A 17817-nucleotide genomic window follows, 5' to 3' on the forward strand; every position below is an offset into this window, starting at 1 on the left:
GGCGTCCTCCCGATTATCTATTTTGAGTTTCGAATTCGTCAGCCGATGCTCTCGGTGTAGCGCGCAAGCTGGGCGGCAAAGTCGACGACGAGCTGCTCGAGCGCACGATTTTTCTTGTCGTCGCCGAGATCTGGAACCGTCACGGTAACCATGCGCGTGCGCGCCTCGCGATGGGCACCGCGCAGCCGTCCCGGATGCGCGCGCCCATAGGCTTCGAGGAAGGCCGCCCGCTCGGCGCCCGAGAGATGGCAGACCTCGAAGATGATCGCGACATGCTTCGCCGGAATCGGCACCAGATAGGCCGGATTGGTGATCTGGCTGACGAAGGAGCGGTTCTTGCCCAGCGCCGCCGCGAGCTTCAAACGCGTCCCGGATGGCCGGTTGTCGAGCGCCCGCCGCAGGATCAGCTTGTAGTCAGCGACATTGCTGTCGCCCGGCCGGCTTGTGTCTTCGTCGTTATCATCCGTCATGCAGTCACCCCGGCGATGGCGGCCTTGAGGCTGGCCACCGCAATCGGCGAGACCGAAAGAGTCGTCAAGCCTGCCGCCAGCAGCGCCTTGGTCAGACGCGTATCCGCCGCGGCATCGCCGCAGAGCGAGACCTCGACGCCGCGCTTGCGCCCGGCTTCGACCGTTCGCGCGATCAGCGCCAGCACGGCGGGATGGCCGGCATCGTTGAGGTCGGCGACGGCGCCGATGTCGCGCGCAGCGGCCATTGTGTATTGGGTCAGGTCGTTCGACCCGATGGAATAGAACGCCGCGCCGAAGTCCTCTGCACATAGCGCCGCCGACGGGATCTCGACCATGATGCCGAGCAACGGACGGGCGCAGGCGGTGCCCGCAGCCTTGAGTGCTGCGAACTCCGCATCCAGCATGGCGTTGGCACGATCGAGCTCCGCAGGGATCGCGATCATCGGCAGCATCACCTTGAGCGTCCCGTGGACAGCCGCGCGGCAAAGCGCCCGCAACTGCACGCGAAACACCTCCGGCCGCGCCAGCGAGAGCCGGATCCCGCGCAAACCCAGGAACGGATTGCGCTCGTCATCGACCGTGACGCCGGGGATCGGCTTGTCGCCGCCGGCATCGAGGGTGCGGATCGTGACCGGCCGTCCGGCGGCCCATTCGAGGATGCGCCGGTAGACCGCATATTGCGCATCCTCGCCGGGAAGCCCCCTCGATCCCTCGAACAGAAACTCGGTCCGGACGAGGCCGATGCCGTCGCAGATTGCGGGATCGAGGCCTTCGACGTCTTCGGGCGCGGCGACGTTGAGAAGGACGGCGATGCGACGGCCGTCCGCCGTCAGCGCCGGTTTGAGACGACCGGCGTCGGCAGCGATCCGTGCAGCATTCGCCGCCGCCATGCGGTCCTCGAAAAGGCGGCGCGTCTCGGGCTTGGGATCGAAGATCACGGTGCCGGTGTCGCCGTCGACCAGCGCCAATGACGGCGGTTGTCCGTTCCACGGCAATGGACCCAGTCCAACCACCATCGGGGCACCGCGCGAGCGCGCGAGCATCGCGACGTGCGACGACGGCGAACCGCTCGCCAGCGCAATGGCACCGCCACGGGTCCAGTCGACGGCGAGGAAGGTCGAGGGCGAGATATCGTCCCCGGTGACGACGGAGTCGCCAGATATCTTTGCGATCGCATCCGCACCATTCAGCCCGGCGAGCACGCGATCGCGAATGTCGACGAGATCCGCGGCGCGTGCGCGGAAATACTCCTCGTCGGCCGCGCGATAGCCTGCGATCTCCGCATCGAGTGCCGTGCGCCAGGCTTCGTCGGCAGCCGTGCCGGTGGCCACAGCTTCATACGCACTTTCCGCAAGCGCATCGTCACCGAGCATCGCGACCTGGAACTCCAGAATCTCCGCGGCCTCGCCGTGAACCTTCGCGATCAGTTCAGCGAGTTCGACTGCCGCCCCCTCGATGGCCGCCTTCAGCGCTGCGGCTTCCTGAGCCGGATCGCCCTTCGTCACCCTGCTCGCGACTTCTCTCGTCAGCACCGCGACCGGGCCGATGGCGAGGCCGGGCGAGGCGGGATGGCCGGTGAGATGGATCTCGCCCACGATTCTACGCCTCGCCGAAACCGTCATGCACCAGCGCCAGCATGGCCGCGAGCGCCGCGTCGCCATCGGGACCGGCGACGCGGAAATGCAGCGTCGCGCCCTGCGGCGCCTTCACGCGCATCACCTTCACCGGGCTCTTGGCGTCGGTCCAGGGCCCCTCGGCGGCAAGCGCAATTTCGATTTTGGCGGCAAAGCCTTTCGCGCATTGCGTGAGCTTCACCGACGGCCGCGCGTGCAGGCCGACCGGATTGACGAGGACCGCCGAGGCGGTCAGCGGCGCGAACGTGTGAGCCGCCCGGTTGGCGTTGGCATCATGCATAGAATTCCTCCGCACTGCGCTTGACGGCGGTCAGCGATGAGCCGCCCGAAGATTCGGTCGCGGCGATCACAGCCCCCTCGACCACCGGGGCATTACAGACCAGCACGCGCGCGCGCCGGTCTTCGGGCAGCATCTCCACCGCCATCTCTGAATTGGTCTCGGCACCGCCGAGATCGACGAGGATCGCGACGCCGGCGGGCGACCAGGCGTTCTCGATCGCCTCGAGAATCCCGGCGACGTTCGTACCGAGCCCGCCATCGACATCGCCGCCGGTCCAGGCCAGCGGCACCGCGTCTCCCACCATCTGGCGCACCATATCGGCCGCGCCCTCCGCGATCTTCGGCGAATGCGACACGATGACAATTCCAACGTTGCTCATGGGGTGACCTCGAACTCCAGTGTCTCGACTGCTGCGCCGATCAGAAGCGACGCCGAGCGCGAGCCCGGGTCCATGTGACCGATCGAACGTTCGCCCAGAAACGACGCGCGGCCGCGAATCGCCTGCATCGGCGTGGTGCGATCGGCCGCTTGCGCAGCCTCGGCTGCGATCGCCTTGGCATCGCCGCCGCCCGCCAGCACGGCGTGCACGGGCACCAGGACATCGAGCAGCGTCTTCTGTCCCGCCTCGGAACGGCCGCGCGCCTTGACGGCCTCGATCGCCTTCTCCGTCGCCGCAACGAGATCGGCGCGGCTCGGCTGCTCCGGAAGCGCCTTGCCCAGTTCCATGAAGAACGTTCCGACCAGTGGCCCCGACGCACCGCCGACCTTCATGACCAAGGTCATTCCGATCGCCTTCAGCATCTCCGGGAGCGACTTGTCGGCAAGGCCGGGCAACGCCGCGAGCACCGCCTCGAAACCGCGCTTCATGTTCAGCCCGTGATCGCCATCGCCAATCGCCTGATCGAGGCTCGTCAGCTCGTCCGCGTGTTCAATCACCGAGCCTGCCAGCGCTCGCACCAATTTTTCCCTGGCACCCCGATCGAGGCTCATGCCGCTACCCTCCCGCCCTTCGCATCGAAATACAGCGGCTTGTTCAGACGGAGCGACACGACGTCTCCGGCGTCAAAGCCCGCCTCGGGATCCGCCAGCGTCACGACCGGTCGGCCGGCGAGATCGAGATGGAGATGGCTTTGGTCGCCGAGGTGCTCGACCCGCTTGACGGTTGCCGAGATATCGCCGCCGCCGCGCGCAATCGTCAAATGCTCGGTCCGCGCGCCGATCGTCTCGACCCCATCAGGGGCCCGGCCGAACAGCGCCGCGGGCAGCAGATTGATCACCGGCTGGCCCAGCCGCGCCGCGACATGCGCGTTAACAGGGTTCTCGTAGATCTCCCGCGGCGTGCCAATCTGCATCAGCCGCCCGCCTTCGATCACGCCGATGCGCGAGGCCATGGTCATCGCCTCGGTCTGGTCGTGCGTGACATAGAGGATCGTCGCGCCGAGATCGACCTGGATCCGCTTGAGTTCGAGCCGCAACTCGCCGCGCAGCTTGGCATCGAGCGAGGACAGCGGCTCGTCCATCAGGTAGATCGAGGGCGAACGGACCAGCGCCCGGCCGATCGCGACGCGCTGCATCTGCCCGCCCGACAGCTGCGTCGCCTTGTTGTCGAGCTTGGTCTCGATGTGAAGCAGACGTGCGATCTCCTGCACCTTGGCGCGAATGTCGGCTTCCGCGACGCGGCGGGTCGGCGCTCGCAACGAGAAGGCCATGTTCTCGAACACGGTGAGGTGCGGATAAAGCGAATATTGCTGGAAGACAAAGGCGACGTCACGATCGGCCGGTGCATCGCCGGTCACGTCGCGCCCGTCGATGCGGATCGAGCCGCGATCCGGCTGCTCCAACCCGGCTATCAAGCGCAATGCCGTTGTCTTGCCGGCGCCGGTCGGCCCAAGCAATGCGACGAACTCGCCGTCGCCCACCGTCAGCGACAGATCGCTCAGGGCTTGAGTCTTGCCGAAGGCCTTCGAGACAGCGTTGATCTCGACCTCAGCCATGCACACCTCCGTCATGCAGCGCAGTGCGTATCGCCCGGCCCGATGCCTTGTCGAAGATCGACAGCGTATCGGGCCGGAAGTCGAGCCCGACAGTCTCGCCGGTCCGGAACGATCGGCTGCTGGGTGAGCGGGCTTTGAGCGCGCCGTAACGGGTCGTCACGGTCACGATCTGCATCGTGCCCAGATATTCCGTGCCATAGACCTCGCCGCGCACCATGCCGCGATCGGTGAAGCGCACATGCTCGGGCCGCACGCCGAGCACGAGCTCGCTTTCCGTCATCGCTTCGCGCGCCGCAGGAATGGCCACGTCGCGCTCGCCGAGCCGGATCGCCTCTGCGCCGGTCTGCAAGCCGCTACGGAACGGCAGGAAGTTCATCGGTGGGGAGCCGATGAAGTCGGCAACGAACAGCGAAGCCGGCCGGTCATAGATGTCGCGCGGACTTGCGACCTGCTCGACGACGCCGTTGTTCATCACCGCGATCCTGTCGGCCATCGCCATGGCTTCGAGCTGGTCATGGGTGACATAGACGGTCGTCGCTCCCAGGCGATCATGCAGAGCCCGCAGTTCATGGATCATGGCCTCGCGCATCTCGGTATCGAGTGCGCCGAGCGGCTCGTCCATCAGAAAACATTTTGGTTTGCGCACGATCGCACGCCCCAGCGCGACGCGCTGCCGATCGCCACCGGCAAGGCCCGAGACGGAGCGGTCGAGAAGATGGGAGATCCGCAGGATGCGCGCGGCCTCGACAACACGTCGGTCGCGTTCGGCTGCACTGATCCCTTCGCATGTCAGGGGAAAGCCGATGTTGCGCCGGACATTCATATGCGGATAGAGCGCGAACAGCTGGAACACGAAGGCGATGTCGCGTGCCGAGGCGCGATTCATCGTCACGTCCTCGCCGTCGAGCCGGATGGTGCCCGCCGTCGGCAGCTCCAGGCCTGCGATCATGCGCAGCGTGGTGGTCTTGCCGCAGCCGGACGGTCCCAGCAGGCAGAGGAACTGGCCGTCCTCCACCGTGAAGCTGGCAGACTTGACCGCATGAAAACTACCAAAGGATTTGTCGAGCGCCTCGACCTTGATCTGTGCCATCGCGCGCTACTCCCGGACCTTGGACACGATGGTGAACATCACCGTGCCGAACAGGGTCGTCGCAAACGACCAGGAATAAAGTGTCAGAGACAATGGCTGCATCAGCATCACCACCCCGGCGGCGATGATCGTCGTCGCGATGGCTTCGAGTGGAGCGCGGCGCAGAATGCGGTCCGCAAGACCACGACGTGCGATGGAGGGGGTGAGATCGACGCTCATTTGCGCACAGCTCCAAAGGTGATGCCGCGCAGCAGGTGCTTGCGAAGCAAGACCGTGAACACCACGATCGGCACCAGGAACAGCGTCGTGCCGGCGGCCACCGCGGGCCAGTCCTGCCCGCCCTCCCCGATGATGATCGGAATGAAGGGCGGCGCCGTCTGCGCGTTGCCTGAGGTGAGAAGCACCGCGAAGGCGTATTCGTTCCAGGCGAAGATCAGGCAGAAGATCGCGGTTGCCGCAATTCCCGTGGTCGCCTGCGGCAGCACCACCTTCACGAACGCCTGAAATCGGGTGTAGCCGTCGATCATCGCCGCCTCCTCATACTCGCGCGGGATTTCGTCGATGAAGCCTTTGAGCAGCCAGACTGCGAGCGAGACGTTGACCGAGGTGTAGAGCAGGATCATCCCGAGTCGCGTATCCGACAAACCGATGGTGCGGTACATCAGATAAATCGGGATCGCGACCGCGATCGGCGGCATCATCCGGGTCGACAGGATGAAGAACAGCAGATCGTCCTTCAGCGGCACGCGGAAGCGCGAGAAGCCGTAGGCCGACAAGGTGCCGAGCGCAACTGCGAGCACGGTCGAGCCGAACGCAATGATCAGGGAATTGACGAAGCGCGGCACGTAATTCGAGGGACCGGCGACCACCATGTTGCGGTCGCGCGCGATGCCGTCGCACAGCCCCTGCGGCGGTCCCAGCGAGCGGATGAACTCCGGGGTCTGGCGCGAGCGCGTCGTGAACAGGTTGCAGAAGCCTTCGAGCGATGGCTTGAACATCACCTTGGGCGGATAGGAGATCGCATCGTCAGGCGACTTGAAAGCGGTGAGCATGATCCAGACCAGCGGGATCATGGTGATGATGGCGTAGAGCACGACGAGCGAGCCGGCAAAGCGCCGCGTCGTAACCGACGGCTCGACGACCGAGTGGGCTGTGGTGACTGATGTCATCGGCTTTTCACCTTGTTCAGCGCCTTCACGTAGATGTTGGCGAGACCGAAGACCGTCACGAACAGGATGATCGCGAAGGCCGAGGAATAGCCGGTGCGCCAGCTCTCGAACGCCGCACGCTTGAGCGTGATCGAGGCGACTTCCGTCGTCGATCCCGGCCCACCGCCGGTGAGCAGATTGACCATGTCGAACATCTTGAAATTCTCGATGCCGCGGAACAGCACCGCCAGCATGATGAACGGCAGCGCCATCGGCAGCGTGATCGACCAGAACTGCCGCCATTTCGACGCGCGGTCGACCTCGGCGGCCTCATAGATGTAGTCAGGGATCGAACGCAGGCCGGCGAGGCAAATCAGCATCACATAGGGCGTCCACATCCAGGCATCGACGATGACGATGGCCCAGGGGCTCAGCGTGACGTCGCCCAGCATCTGGAAGGACGAGGCGGCGCGGCCGGTAAAGAAGGCGACGACGTAATTGAACAGGCCGATCTGCGGCTGGTACAGGAACGTCCAGAAATTGCCGACCACGGCCGGCGACAGCATCATCGGCAGCAGGATGATCGTGGTCCACATCCCATGGCCGCGGAACTTCTTGTCGATGAGATAGGCCAGTCCAAATCCGAGGACGGTCTCGATCACCACCGTCCAGATCACGAAATGCGCGGTGACCTGCATTGCCGCCCAGATGTCAGGGTCGGTCAGGATCGACTGATACCAGTCGGCGCCGAGCCAGATCGTCGGCACGTTGGCCCTGTTGGCGCGGTAATTCGTGAACGACAGATAGATCGTCCAGAGCAGCGGGAAGATGTTGATCGCCAGCAACAGCACGATCGTCGGCGTGATGAAGAGCCAGGCGAGCATCCTGTCCGACAGGCCCCGGATACGACGCGCGAGGCCTGGCCGGACCATGACGGCCCGATAGGTGATCCGCGAAGAGGCACTCAATTCATTCATTGCAGCGACCGATCCTGGCACCCGGCGTCGACGATGCGACCGTTCCCGGTCATCTCGAAGGAACGGCCGGAGCGCGAGCGCACGCGCTCCGGCCAGCGTGCTTTCAGAACTTCTTGCCTTCTTCCTTGAAGATCGCCTTCCAGTCCTTCACCAGACCGTCGAGCGCTTCCTGTGCGGTGCCCTTGTCGGCCACCACATAGTCGTGCACGCGCTTCTGCTCCGCCTGCAGCAGTTGGGCGTAGGACGGCTCGGCCCAGAAGTCGACGACCATGCCCATCGACTGCAGGAACTCCTTGGCGAAGGGCGCGCTACCGGGGAAGCTCGGATCGTTCAGCACCGATTTGGCGCAGGAATAGCCGCCGAGCGCCCACCACTTCTTCTGGACGTCCCCGCCGGAGAACCACTTGATGTATTGCAGCGCTTCGGCCTGGTTCTTGGAGTAGGAAACCACCGAGATGCCCTGGCCGCCGAGTTGTGTCGCCTGTCCGGCGGGACCGGCCGGATTGACGAAGAAGCCGATCTTGTCGCCACCGACATTCGGGTCCTTGTAGAGGCCCGGGAAGAAGGCGAAGAAGTTCATCTGCAGCGCCACCTGGCCGGACTTGAAGGCATCAAGCCCCTCCGACATGTAGGAGTTGGAGGCGCCGGGCGGCGTGCAGCACTTGTAGAGCTCCTTGTAGGCTTCGAGCCCCTTCACGGCACCGGGCGAATTCACGAACCCGTCCATCGCATAGGGCTTCTTCGGATCGTCGTATTTGAAGCCGTAATCGTAGAGGTAGTTCGAGACACCCATGGTGATGCCTTCCGAGCCACGCTCGGTGTAGATCGAGGCGCCATAGACCTTCTTGCCGTCGATGTCGCGGCCCTGGAAGAATTGCGCGATGTCCTTGAGCTCATCGAGCGTCTTCGGCACGCCGATCTCGCGGCCGTACTTTGCCTTGAAGTCCTTCTGCACGTCCGGCCGCGCGAACCAGTCCTTGCGGTAGGTCCAGCCCACCGCATCGCCCATCGCCGGCAGCGCCCAATAGTTCGGCGTGTTCTTCGGCCACTCGGAATATCCGACCACGGTTGCCGGCATGTAGTCGTCCATGCTGATTCCTTCCTTCTTGAAGAAATCGTTGAGCTTGACGTATTGGCCGTTCTCCGCGGCGCCACCGATCCATTGGGAATCGCCGATGATGAGGTCGCACAGCGAGCCGTGCGAATTGAGTTCGTTCAGGAAGCGATCGGCGTAATTGGTCCACGGCACGAACTCGAACTTCATACCGATACCCGACTTGGCGCTGAAGTCCTTCGACAATTCGACCAGCGCGTTGGCGGGGTCCCATGCGGCCCAGCACAGCGTGATGGTCTTGCCCTGCGCCTGCGCGGGCGTGGTGCCCGCTCCGACACCGAGCGCGGCGGCGACAGCCCCGCATGACACTGCAAGCGTCTTCATCGTCCGTTTCATTACACGTTCCCTCCGAGTGGGCCGGCCATCGACATGGCGCGGCGTTCCTACCCGCTCGAATGCTTCGAGCAGAGCGACACAGTCCGTGACGAGCTGAGTAACTAAACTAACGTTTCCTCGCGCCACCCGGATTCTATAGGCCCGGCAGGCTCGATTTGTTTAGTGAACCACCATTTACTAAACATTGCAAGCGACTTTGCCGGCTTCGCGAGACGATCTTTCTGAAGCCATCGCACGATCCGTCTGGAGGACTCGCTCTGGCCCGCGATTCCGATTTTTAGAATCTCGCCGTTAAGATGCGCCTTGACCGTCGACTGTGTTACGGTTGCGAGCCGCCTTTTGTCTTTTTTCGATCGTGTGCTGAGCCGATATCAGTCGCAGCTGTCCTAGGGACATGTCGGGCTCCTCATTGCCGAGCCCGGCGTGACCATCGTGCATATCAAAGATCTTGTTTTCCGTTCATGAGCGCTGCCCGCGCAGTCTTGGTGAGGAGCTATTGATGTCAAGCCTGGCAACACCTGAGAATACCGAGCCGACTTTCAATCCGTTCTCGCCAGCCTTCCTCCAGGACCCATACTCTCATTACGCGCGGCTGCGCGGACTCGATCCGGTTCATCTGGCCCGCTTTGGCGCTTATGTGATCAGCAGGCATGCGGACGTCGGCTTTGTCCTGAGGGATCGGCGTTTCGGCAAGGACTTCATCGAACGCAGCCAGCGGCATTACGGTCCTGAGATCATGGCGGAGACGCTGTTCGATCACATGTCCCGGACGATGCTGCTCTCCGATCCGCCTCAACATGAAAGGCTGCGCGGCCTCGTCGTCAAGGCGTTCACGGCTCGACGGGTCGAGGCCATGCGGCCACGCATTCAGCAGGTCGTCGATGACGCCATCGATGCCGTCCTCGACGTCGGGAAAATGGATCTGGTCGCGGACTTCGCCTATCATCCTCCGGTCGCCATCATCTGTGACATGCTAGGAATTCCCGAGGAAGACCGGAAGCTCTTCCACGCCTGCTCGGAAGACAGCGTCAAAATCCTGGAGTCGGCTCCGTTCACGCCCGAGGAGCTCGCGACCGCAAACGGTCGCGTTCAAACCGTCCGGAGCTATTTCGAGCGACTCTACGAGCAGCGCCGCCGCTGTCCCTGCGATGACCTGACAACGCAGCTCATGCAATCCGAGGAGAGCGGCAGCAAGCTGACGAACGAGGAATTGACGGCCAGCATCATGCTGCTGTTCGTGGCGGGGCACGAGACCACGATCAATCTGATCGGCAACGGCTTGCTGGCGCTGCATCGAAACCCGCAGCAACTCGCGTTGCTTCGCGAAAGGCCGGATCTGATCGGCTCCGCAGTCGATGAATTTCTTCGCTACGAGCCGTCGATCCAGTTCACGGGTCGCGTGGCGCTCGAGGACGTCTGGGATCTCCACGAAAAAACGATCCCGAAGGGCGCCAGCGTGTTGTGTCTTCTGGCGTCGGCCAACCGCGACGAGGCGGCCTATCCGGATCGGCCGGAACAGCTCGACATCACGCGACATGGCGGAAAAAACTTGTCATTTGGCGGCGGCATTCACTTCTGTCTCGGGGCTCAACTTGCGCGATTGCAAACAGAGATAGCCATCGTTACGCTGCTCCGGCGAATTCCTGAATTGCGGATCGACAACACCGAAAATCCCGATTGGAAGCCGAAGTTCGTCATGCGCGGGCTGAAGACTTTGCCCGCGAGCTGGTAGTTGACCGCCTCTTGGTGGACGCATCCGGATAAGGGAAAAACGCAGGGTTGATGCTGGAGTTGCCCGGGGGATCCGTGAACGACAAGAAGTGGCTCATTCTCACGGCGCTTTTCCTTGGGCGCTGCATCATGGGCATGCAGTTCCAGAGCGTGGGCTCGCTCGCGCCGCTGCTGAGGGCCCAGGACATCGATTACGGCCAGCTTGGTCTTCTCATTGGCGCCTATCTGGCGCCGGGTGTGTTGCTGTGTCTCCCTGGCGGAATTGTCGTCTCGCGGCTCGGAGACCGGGTGGCTGTCATTGGGTGTCTGGTCCTCATGGCCTGCGGCGGAGCCCTCGAGTTGCATGGCAGCTGGATCGGTTATCTGGCGGCGAGATTGATCGCGGGGGCCGGAGGTGTCGTGCTCACCGTCGCCGCGACCAAGATGATCGTCGATCGGTTCTCCGGCAGGAATCTCGGGCTGGCCATGGCCGTGTACGTCAATGCATGGCCATGCGGCATCGCGTTGTCGCTCGTCTGCCTGCCGCCGATCGCTCAATTGTTCGGGCTGCTTCAGGCCCGTGCGTTCCTGCTCGGTCTCGTTGTCGTCGTGCTGCTTCTGAACGTGCTCCTGATCCCCAACGCCGCCCGGCCCGGCGTGGTCGCGCCCGTGTCACTGCCGCGAGGGCTCACCCTCCTGGCGATCTCGGTGATCGGCGTGCTCTGGGGCGTTGCGAATGCGGCCTTTGCCACCGTGTTCGGCTTCGGTCCGGCGCTGCTGGTGGAGAAGGGTTTTGTCGCCAGTGTTGCAGCCTCCTATGTCAGCATCGTCTTGTGGATGTCGCTGCTCTCGATCCCGGCCGGAGGGCTCATTGCGTCCAGGCTGTCGAAGCCAGGCGGCCTGATCGTCCTGTCCCTGGCTGTCGCCGCGGCAGCGCTGGTGGCGGTGCCGCACATGCACGCCAATATCGGGCTCTTCGTGCTGATCGGGATCGTTTCCGGCTTGCCCGGCGGCGCCATGATGACATTGCCGGCGCAGGTGCTGACCACGGAGATCCGGGCGGTCGGCATGGGTGTCTTCTACACGATTTCCTACGCCATCATGCTCGGTTTCCCTGTGCTGCAGGGTCTGCTTGCCCGCTCGGCCAGATCGGCTTCCATCACCTTCGATACCGCGGCTGTCGCGATGCTGCTTGCCATTCCGGTATTTGGTGTCTTCGCGATGCTTGTCCGGCGGCCTGGCGGCGCTCTCGCTGCCGAGCCAAGCTCCTGACGCGGAGCGGCCAGCATCACGTCAACGCAGTTCGCGATACTCAGCGAATTCAACTAGCGGGGGTCTCCATGAGAAGCCAAGGTTAAGCTAGCGCGTGCCAGACAACACGCAACTTTCCCCATATCGCATTTCGATCAAACGCGCGCGTCGGCCTTGATCAGCGCCTGCGGGTGCCTTGCCTTAAGTCGGCCCACTCACATGCAGAGCGCGTTCGGCAACTTGCGGCCGATGCCAAGTTTGCCGTGGCATGCTCTCAATGCAGCCGCTGGTGAGGAGGATGAACCTCACTCATCTCCTCCAATCGCTGCTCGAGCCGCTCGTTCAACAGCATCAGCGCTCTAAGCGCAGCGCGCAGGTCACCGTCACAACCGGCGACGATTTCATCGACCGCCAGCTCATATTCATCGAGAGCAGAGTTGGTGCGTTGGCGTGGCATACGAACAACATCCAAGCAGAAACCTAAGTAGATCGTGCCATCATACCGGCATTTTCCCCGCAATTCACAAGAAGCATATGTTGTTGCAGAGCTGCAACCTGCGCGACGATCCTAGCCGCCAAGTTTCGTTCATTGACGCGACCAAACGCACTTCATTCTCGTTTCAATTAATAAATCGCGGGGCGGAAAGTGTTTGATGTCTATCGCAACGGGACACGTGACCTGCTCGTTCTAAGTTTAGGCTCACCGATACCGGCGGCCTACTCCGGCAAAAGATGGCGCAAGAGCAGAAGGAGAATTCTGAAGGTCAGCGACGAAATCAAGTCAGCCGTTCGAAATCAGGGCTATTACGTTCGCAGCTTGCGGGTCACCAAGGATCGGATGGTCTAAGCCGAGCGTGAGCTTGCGACACTCTTCACAACGGCATCTCTTCGCAAATCGTGTCCGGCAGCCGTCAAATCGAACCCTACGATTAGACCGAGACGCCTCAACGTCAGGAGGGCGAGAGGGTCGCACAGTTCAATGGAAAGTCCGGCTCCCAATACAGCAACGGTGCGCTGCTCATCGCTATCTAGATCAGCCCATGAGATGTCCATCACGCGGCTCCGCGCTAAACGATTATCTAAAACCCAAATGCATGCTTGATTTGCCGCAGCATAGCCATGGCCGCGTCGGTGTACCGACCGTTGGTTAGGTAGTGATCCACCTGCGCTATGCTAATCAGCGCGATAATTGCCACTGTGAAGCCCTTAAACATTGGGCCTCTCCTTCAAGAGACCGCCAACTGGGCGTGTCGAAAAATTAAAGCGTTCTTGGAATTGGCTGCCGCCTATGGCGACCTAATAGGGAAATGGTGACAGCAACTCGTAAGCAGTTCCTTAATGGGCAATGTGTGGAGCGCCGACGTAGGAGCTGGAGGCGAGAGAACGCTCGCGAGATCTGCGGCAAGATTACCGGTGCCGTTGGGTGGCGTGACGGATGCGATTGGCAGACGCGCCGGTCGTCATCCGTACATCAACATTCGCGCGCCAGGATGATCGCGAGGTCCGGTGCGCTCACTGGATGAGCTGGGATGGACGACCCATACGCCATTTCCGAATTCGGTAAAGTGTAATATCTTTTGCGAGGAGGGGTCGGTGCGAAGGTGTTTGGGGCGACGGGCAATGACCGCAATACCACGCCAGGGCGGCGTTGTTGTTGAAACCGGCACCAGTGGGCTATGGGAAGCGAAACCAATTGGAGTTTGGCAGGCCTTTCCGCGAGCTCTCGCCCCGTCCACAAACTACGTCCGCCCGATCACCTGCGCGATCTCCCAGACATGACCCGAAGGGTCGGCGAAAGCCGCGGTTCGGCGTCCCCATGGACGGTCGATCGGGCCATTGAGCAGATCGACACCAACAGCCCCAAGCGCAGAGCACACCGCATCGACGTCAGCGACCCTGATCGTCAGCAGCGCGCGGGCGCCTGCGGACGACGGCCCGACCGGCAATGGCTCCACGAGCGGAGGCGCCCGGGATGCGTCGAGAAGATTGATCAGGAGCCCGCCGAATTTCAGCACGGACGAGACGTCATCCGCCCAGACGGTCTCGGCTGCGAAGACCTTGGCGTAGAACGCCTTCGACGACGTGATGTCATCGACGAACAGCGAGATGACCTCGACTTCGCTTGGCAGACCATCGACCATGCCGCCCCACTCCCCACCGTACGGCGCGTGCTATGCGCGGCGCCATGCATCAGGATGGGCTGAGTTCTGCCGAACGATCAAGCGGGGGCTTGGGGAGAGAATGGTAGCGGGGGAGCGCTACCGCCTTTCCCCACACCAACCAATCTACGATATCTCATCCAATCCTTCGCGTGAGGCAGGTTGATGAGTCCGCGGCGGGGCGCAACTCCTATGGGCCCCGCCGCTCTTCAGGCTGGATGGCTGCTGAGTAACGGCCGCTTGATTGGGGCTGCGGATAGGGCGACGATGGATGTCGTCTCGCCGCTGATGGACGCGTGCTCACAACGATCGCAAAGGAGGTCCATCAGGTACGGTCTGGGAGGGGCAAGTTAAGGCCATTCAGGACAAGACGACGGTGTCCAGGGTGTCCAGGCATTGCTTAAGCAGTGGCTGGTCGGGACGTGCCGAAGCGCAACGTCGGCGTGGTTGGGCGCTGCGCGAAGGCAAAGACGAGGCACAGAAGGCGGGCTGCCCGGGAATCAAGCACGACGTCTCGGTCGCAGGTGCCTGTGTCCATCGCTACCACGAGGCAGTGGAAGAGCTCGGACCGGCTGCCCTGACGCTCGCTTAGGCGAATCGTCGAAGCAATCAGCAGCAGGCAGGCCCGCGAATAAATTCGGCTACCTCGGCTCTTGAAGATTCCTTTCTCAGCGCATCGATGGTGTAGCTGTTGGCGCAATAATCCTGATAGTGCAGAGCCGCCGTCCCCGCCTCGATCTCGCGGTTACAGCGGAACTTCGTTGAGCAAAGTGCGCATACCAACGTCAAGTCGCGCAGCACACCCGGCTCCTTGCGCGCGATCGCACACTCGTCAATCCCGAGGCCCTCGAGCACTGCGGCAGTTCGTTGGCGGCTTGGTGGTTATGGACGACGAGAACTTCGAGCTCGGCTCGCGAGATGCGAAGATCGTGCGCTATGGATTCGACCTCCGAGGCGCTCATCGACCGGACGTCAGCACAATCGTGCCCCCGCCAGAGCCAGTCCGCAAAGCTTGCAATCAACCTGCTCGCGATCGATGCCGAATCTGTGACCAACGATGTCATGGCGACCTCCGGAAGGATTGAATTAGCTCAATATCCTGTCGTCGGGCAGCGTCTGCATTGCGCCAGATCAAATACGACGGCATTCGCCGCGGCCCACTGCTCGCCGGCGTCAAGTCGCGCCGCTACCCACCGGCACAACAATGCGGCGGTAAAGATGCCAAGTGGTGTGACCAAGCACCGGGAGTGTCACCACCAGGCCGAGAAAATACGGGATAGCCGAGACCGCTAACAGCGCGACGGTAACCGCGGCCCATCCGATCATCGGCCCAGGACTGGCCGCAACCGCGCGTACGCTGGTGATCATAGCAGTAACGAAATCGACATCCCGCTCAAGCAGCAATGGGAACGACACCACCGTAAGCGCAAAAAGTATCAGTGATAGGGCTGCGCCAACCGCGTTGCCGACAACTAAGAACAACAGTCCTCCGTTGGTCGTGAGCACAATCGTCATGAACTCGTGAAAGCTGGAAAACGAGGCATTAAGCCCAATCAGCAGCGCCATCAGCAGCCGTACCTGGTACATCCACACAACGAAGACGAAAAGCGTGACGAAAGCCATCCAACCGATCTCGCCCCGGGACTTCACAGTGGACCATATCGCCGCGGCCGAAATCGTCAGCCCGTTCTCGCGTCGACGGCTCACTTCATAGATCCCGGTGGCGACAAACGGGCCGATCATTGCAAACCCAGCAGCGAGCGGATAGGCCAAGTAAACGAGGTCGAGCCCCAGCAGGCAGAGCAATATTGCGATTCCGCCCGCAGCATAGAGCGCGCCGAAAGCCAGCCCGTAGAGCGGCGCCGCCTGAAAGTCGCGCAAGCCCTCACTCAGCGCTTCCACAATGACCGCAGCCGCAATGCACCGGACCACGGGATCAGCCTTGCCGGATACCGACGTCATGGATCCCTCTGCTCACCGATTTATATCGAGGCAGGCCCCCACTTTTCTCCGCCTTCGCTGGGTCGCCATCTGTTGCCGCCGGCTGGCGCGATCGGCGGCTCATCATCGTCCTCCGCGATCGCCCGCCAGGCTGCACCGTCGAGATCGTCGTATTGGCCGCTGCGGAGCGACCAGAGGAAGGCGGCGAGGCCCGCACCGCCGAGCATCAGTGCCAGAGGCACCAGGAAGACCAAAATCTCCATCACACGGTCTCCCGCGAGGCGCTGCGGGCGCGCAGCGAATTCAGCATCACCAGGATCGAGGATCCGCTCATGGCGGCCGCCGCGATCAGTGGCGTCACGACGCCGCTGATCGCGACCGGCACGGCCAGGACATTGTAGCCGATCGCAAGCCAGAGATTTTGCCGCATCAGATGCAGCGCCTTGCGCGCGGAATCGATGGCCGCGACAACGGGCGCCAGCGGTCGGCCGAGGAAGACGAGATCCGCGGTGGCCTGGCTCAGATGCGCCGCCGAGATGGGCGACATCGAGACGTGCGCTGCCGCGAGCGCCGGCGCATCGTTCATGCCATCGCCGACCATCAGCACCTTTGCACCACGCCGCTTCAGCTCTTCGATCCGCGCAATCTTGTCGGCCGGCGTGACGCCGGCGCGCCATTCGGCGATCCCGAGCGAATGAGCCGCCGCGACCACTGCGGGCTCGCGGTCGCCGGAGAGAATCTCGATACCAATGTTGCGATCCTTCAACGCCGCGATCACGGCCTGCGCATCCGGACGCAGACCCTGGCGCACCGAGAGGACGAATTTTGCGTCGCCCTTGCTGAAGGCGACGACCGAGGCTTCGGGATCGAGATCGGCGCCGATCACCAACGCCTCCGCTCCGCAGAAGGAAGCACGGCCAAGGCGGAGCTCAACACCATCCACCGCTGCGCGGACGCCCCGCCCGGCCTCTTCGACGGCGCCGACGATCGGCGATCTCGCGCCGGCAGCCTGCGCAACCGCGGCGGCGACGGGATGATGGCTCGACAATGCGAGGCGTCCGGCTAGCTCGAAAATTTCGCCGGGAATGTCGGCGGCGTTGCTCACGTCGAGATCTGGCAGCGTCAGCGTGCCGGTCTTGTCGAAGATGACGTGGTCGGCTTCGGCGAGGCGCTCGATCGCATCGCCGGAGTTGAGCAGCACGCCAGCCCTGAACATCGTGCCCGAGGCCACCGTCTGCACGGTCGGGATCGCAAGCCCGAGCGCACAGGGACAGGTGATGATCAGAACCGCAACCCCGGTGACAACAGCATCATGCCAGCTGGCGCCCGCGATCACCCAGCCCAGAATCGTGACCAGCGCGGTCGCATGCACCACGGGCGCATAAAGCCGCGAGGCGCGGTCGGCCAGCCGCATGTAGCGCGAGCGCGCCTGGAGCGCATTGTCGAGCAGCCGGGCGATCTCGGCAAGCAGCGTCGCCTCCGATGCAGCAGAGACCCGCACCCGCAGCGTGCCGGAGATGTTCATCGAGCCCGCATAGACGGGCGTACCCTGCTCGGCCGTGACATAGAGCGTCTCGCCGGTGATCAGGCTCTGGTCGATCTCGGAGCGCCCCTCGATCACCGTGCCGTCGACCGCGCAGCGCTCGCCGGGCCGCAGCAGCACGATGTCGCCGGGATGGATCGCTGCGACCGGCACCTGCGAGATTTCGTCAG

The 17817-nt window shown here is 63.0% G+C and carries 21 protein-coding genes; 4 read left to right on the forward strand and 17 right to left on the reverse strand.

Annotation, left to right across the window (positions count from 1 at the left end):
- Positions 1–38: 38 nt before the first annotated feature.
- The 11 genes from BM222_RS36890 to BM222_RS36940 all read right to left on the reverse strand — a co-directional run bounded on the left by BM222_RS36890 (position 39) and on the right by BM222_RS36940 (position 9043).
- Entirely contained in the window at positions 39–470 is a 432-nt protein-coding gene (locus tag BM222_RS36890) for a hypothetical protein (RefSeq protein WP_092239565.1), read from the reverse strand.
- Positions 467–2092, reverse strand: a complete 1626-nt coding sequence (gene ptsP / locus BM222_RS36895; protein WP_092239566.1) for a phosphoenolpyruvate--protein phosphotransferase — start codon at positions 2090–2092, stop codon at positions 467–469. The genes BM222_RS36890 and ptsP overlap by 4 nt, the downstream gene beginning before the upstream one ends.
- The gene (locus tag BM222_RS36900) at positions 2070–2384 is read right to left on the reverse strand and encodes an HPr family phosphocarrier protein (protein ID WP_092239567.1); all 315 of its coding nucleotides are present in this window, start codon (positions 2382–2384) and stop codon (positions 2070–2072) included. The genes ptsP and BM222_RS36900 overlap by 23 nt, the downstream gene beginning before the upstream one ends.
- On the reverse strand, positions 2377–2763 hold the full coding sequence (gene dhaM, locus BM222_RS36905) for a dihydroxyacetone kinase phosphoryl donor subunit DhaM (protein ID WP_092239568.1): 387 nt from the start codon (positions 2761–2763) through the stop codon (positions 2377–2379). The genes BM222_RS36900 and dhaM overlap by 8 nt, the downstream gene beginning before the upstream one ends.
- A complete protein-coding gene (gene dhaL, locus BM222_RS36910; RefSeq protein ID WP_092239569.1) occupies positions 2760–3374 on the reverse strand; it encodes a dihydroxyacetone kinase subunit DhaL in 615 nt (204 codons plus the stop codon). Before dhaL ends, dhaM begins: the two co-directional genes overlap by 4 nt.
- Positions 3371–4378 carry an ABC transporter ATP-binding protein gene (locus BM222_RS36915; protein WP_092239588.1) on the reverse strand — a complete coding sequence of 336 codons (1008 nt, stop codon included), beginning with the start codon at positions 4376–4378 and terminating at the stop codon, positions 3371–3373. The genes dhaL and BM222_RS36915 overlap by 4 nt, the downstream gene beginning before the upstream one ends.
- Positions 4371–5468: an ABC transporter ATP-binding protein gene (locus BM222_RS36920; RefSeq protein WP_092239570.1), complete on the reverse strand. Its 1098-nt coding sequence runs from the start codon at positions 5466–5468 to the stop codon at positions 4371–4373. Before BM222_RS36920 ends, BM222_RS36915 begins: the two co-directional genes overlap by 8 nt.
- Before the next feature lie 6 nt (positions 5469–5474).
- Positions 5475–5687, reverse strand: coding sequence for a hypothetical protein (locus BM222_RS36925; RefSeq protein ID WP_092239571.1), 213 nt, complete (start codon positions 5685–5687; stop codon positions 5475–5477).
- On the reverse strand, positions 5684–6637 hold the full coding sequence (locus BM222_RS36930; protein ID WP_092239572.1) for a carbohydrate ABC transporter permease: 954 nt from the start codon (positions 6635–6637) through the stop codon (positions 5684–5686). The genes BM222_RS36925 and BM222_RS36930 overlap by 4 nt, the downstream gene beginning before the upstream one ends.
- Positions 6634–7593, reverse strand: coding sequence for a carbohydrate ABC transporter permease (locus BM222_RS36935; RefSeq protein ID WP_092239573.1), 960 nt, complete (start codon positions 7591–7593; stop codon positions 6634–6636). The genes BM222_RS36930 and BM222_RS36935 overlap by 4 nt, the downstream gene beginning before the upstream one ends.
- 103 nt (positions 7594–7696) lie before the next feature.
- The gene (locus BM222_RS36940) at positions 7697–9043 is read right to left on the reverse strand and encodes an ABC transporter substrate-binding protein (RefSeq protein WP_092239574.1); all 1347 of its coding nucleotides are present in this window, start codon (positions 9041–9043) and stop codon (positions 7697–7699) included.
- Positions 9044–9542: 499 nt separating this feature from the next.
- On the opposite strand from BM222_RS36940, the gene BM222_RS36945 reads away from it, so the two are divergent.
- The 4 genes from BM222_RS36945 to BM222_RS42570 all read left to right on the forward strand — a co-directional run bounded on the left by BM222_RS36945 (position 9543) and on the right by BM222_RS42570 (position 12851).
- Positions 9543–10775 carry a cytochrome P450 gene (locus tag BM222_RS36945; protein WP_092239575.1) on the forward strand — a complete coding sequence of 411 codons (1233 nt, stop codon included), beginning with the start codon at positions 9543–9545 and terminating at the stop codon, positions 10773–10775.
- Positions 10776–10849: 74 nt separating this feature from the next.
- On the forward strand, positions 10850–12025 hold the full coding sequence (locus BM222_RS36950) for an MFS transporter (protein WP_177243689.1): 1176 nt from the start codon (positions 10850–10852) through the stop codon (positions 12023–12025).
- 277 nt (positions 12026–12302) lie between these two features.
- Positions 12303–12488, forward strand: a complete 186-nt coding sequence (locus BM222_RS43545; RefSeq protein ID WP_177243690.1) for a hypothetical protein — start codon at positions 12303–12305, stop codon at positions 12486–12488.
- 162 nt (positions 12489–12650) lie between these two features.
- A complete protein-coding gene (locus BM222_RS42570; RefSeq protein ID WP_092239578.1) occupies positions 12651–12851 on the forward strand; it encodes a hypothetical protein in 201 nt (66 codons plus the stop codon).
- Between the two features lie 232 nt (positions 12852–13083).
- Here BM222_RS42570 and BM222_RS42935 read toward each other — a convergent pair whose 3' ends face one another.
- The 6 genes from BM222_RS42935 to BM222_RS36985 all read right to left on the reverse strand — a co-directional run.
- Positions 13084–13218, reverse strand: a complete 135-nt coding sequence (locus BM222_RS42935) for a hypothetical protein (RefSeq protein WP_283810291.1) — start codon at positions 13216–13218, stop codon at positions 13084–13086.
- 525 nt (positions 13219–13743) lie between these two features.
- Positions 13744–14145 (reverse strand): VOC family protein, encoded by a 402-nt coding sequence (locus tag BM222_RS36965; protein WP_092239579.1) that lies wholly within the window; start codon positions 14143–14145, stop codon positions 13744–13746.
- Positions 14146–14772: 627 nt separating this feature from the next.
- The gene (locus BM222_RS36970; RefSeq protein ID WP_092239580.1) at positions 14773–15018 is read right to left on the reverse strand and encodes a hypothetical protein; all 246 of its coding nucleotides are present in this window, start codon (positions 15016–15018) and stop codon (positions 14773–14775) included.
- A 318-nt stretch (positions 15019–15336) separates the two neighbouring features.
- Positions 15337–16125, reverse strand: a complete 789-nt coding sequence (locus tag BM222_RS36975; protein WP_092239581.1) for a DUF2189 domain-containing protein — start codon at positions 16123–16125, stop codon at positions 15337–15339.
- Between the two features lie 20 nt (positions 16126–16145).
- Positions 16146–16367 (reverse strand): cbb3-type cytochrome oxidase assembly protein CcoS, encoded by a 222-nt coding sequence (gene ccoS / locus BM222_RS36980; RefSeq protein ID WP_092239582.1) that lies wholly within the window; start codon positions 16365–16367, stop codon positions 16146–16148.
- The coding region (locus BM222_RS36985; protein WP_092239583.1) for a copper-translocating P-type ATPase at positions 16367–17817 on the reverse strand (1451 nt) is incomplete at its 5' end. The genes BM222_RS36985 and ccoS, both read right to left, overlap by 1 nt.

This window comes from Bradyrhizobium sp. Gha (genome assembly GCF_900113735.1).
Classification (GTDB): domain Bacteria; phylum Pseudomonadota; class Alphaproteobacteria; order Rhizobiales; family Xanthobacteraceae; genus Bradyrhizobium.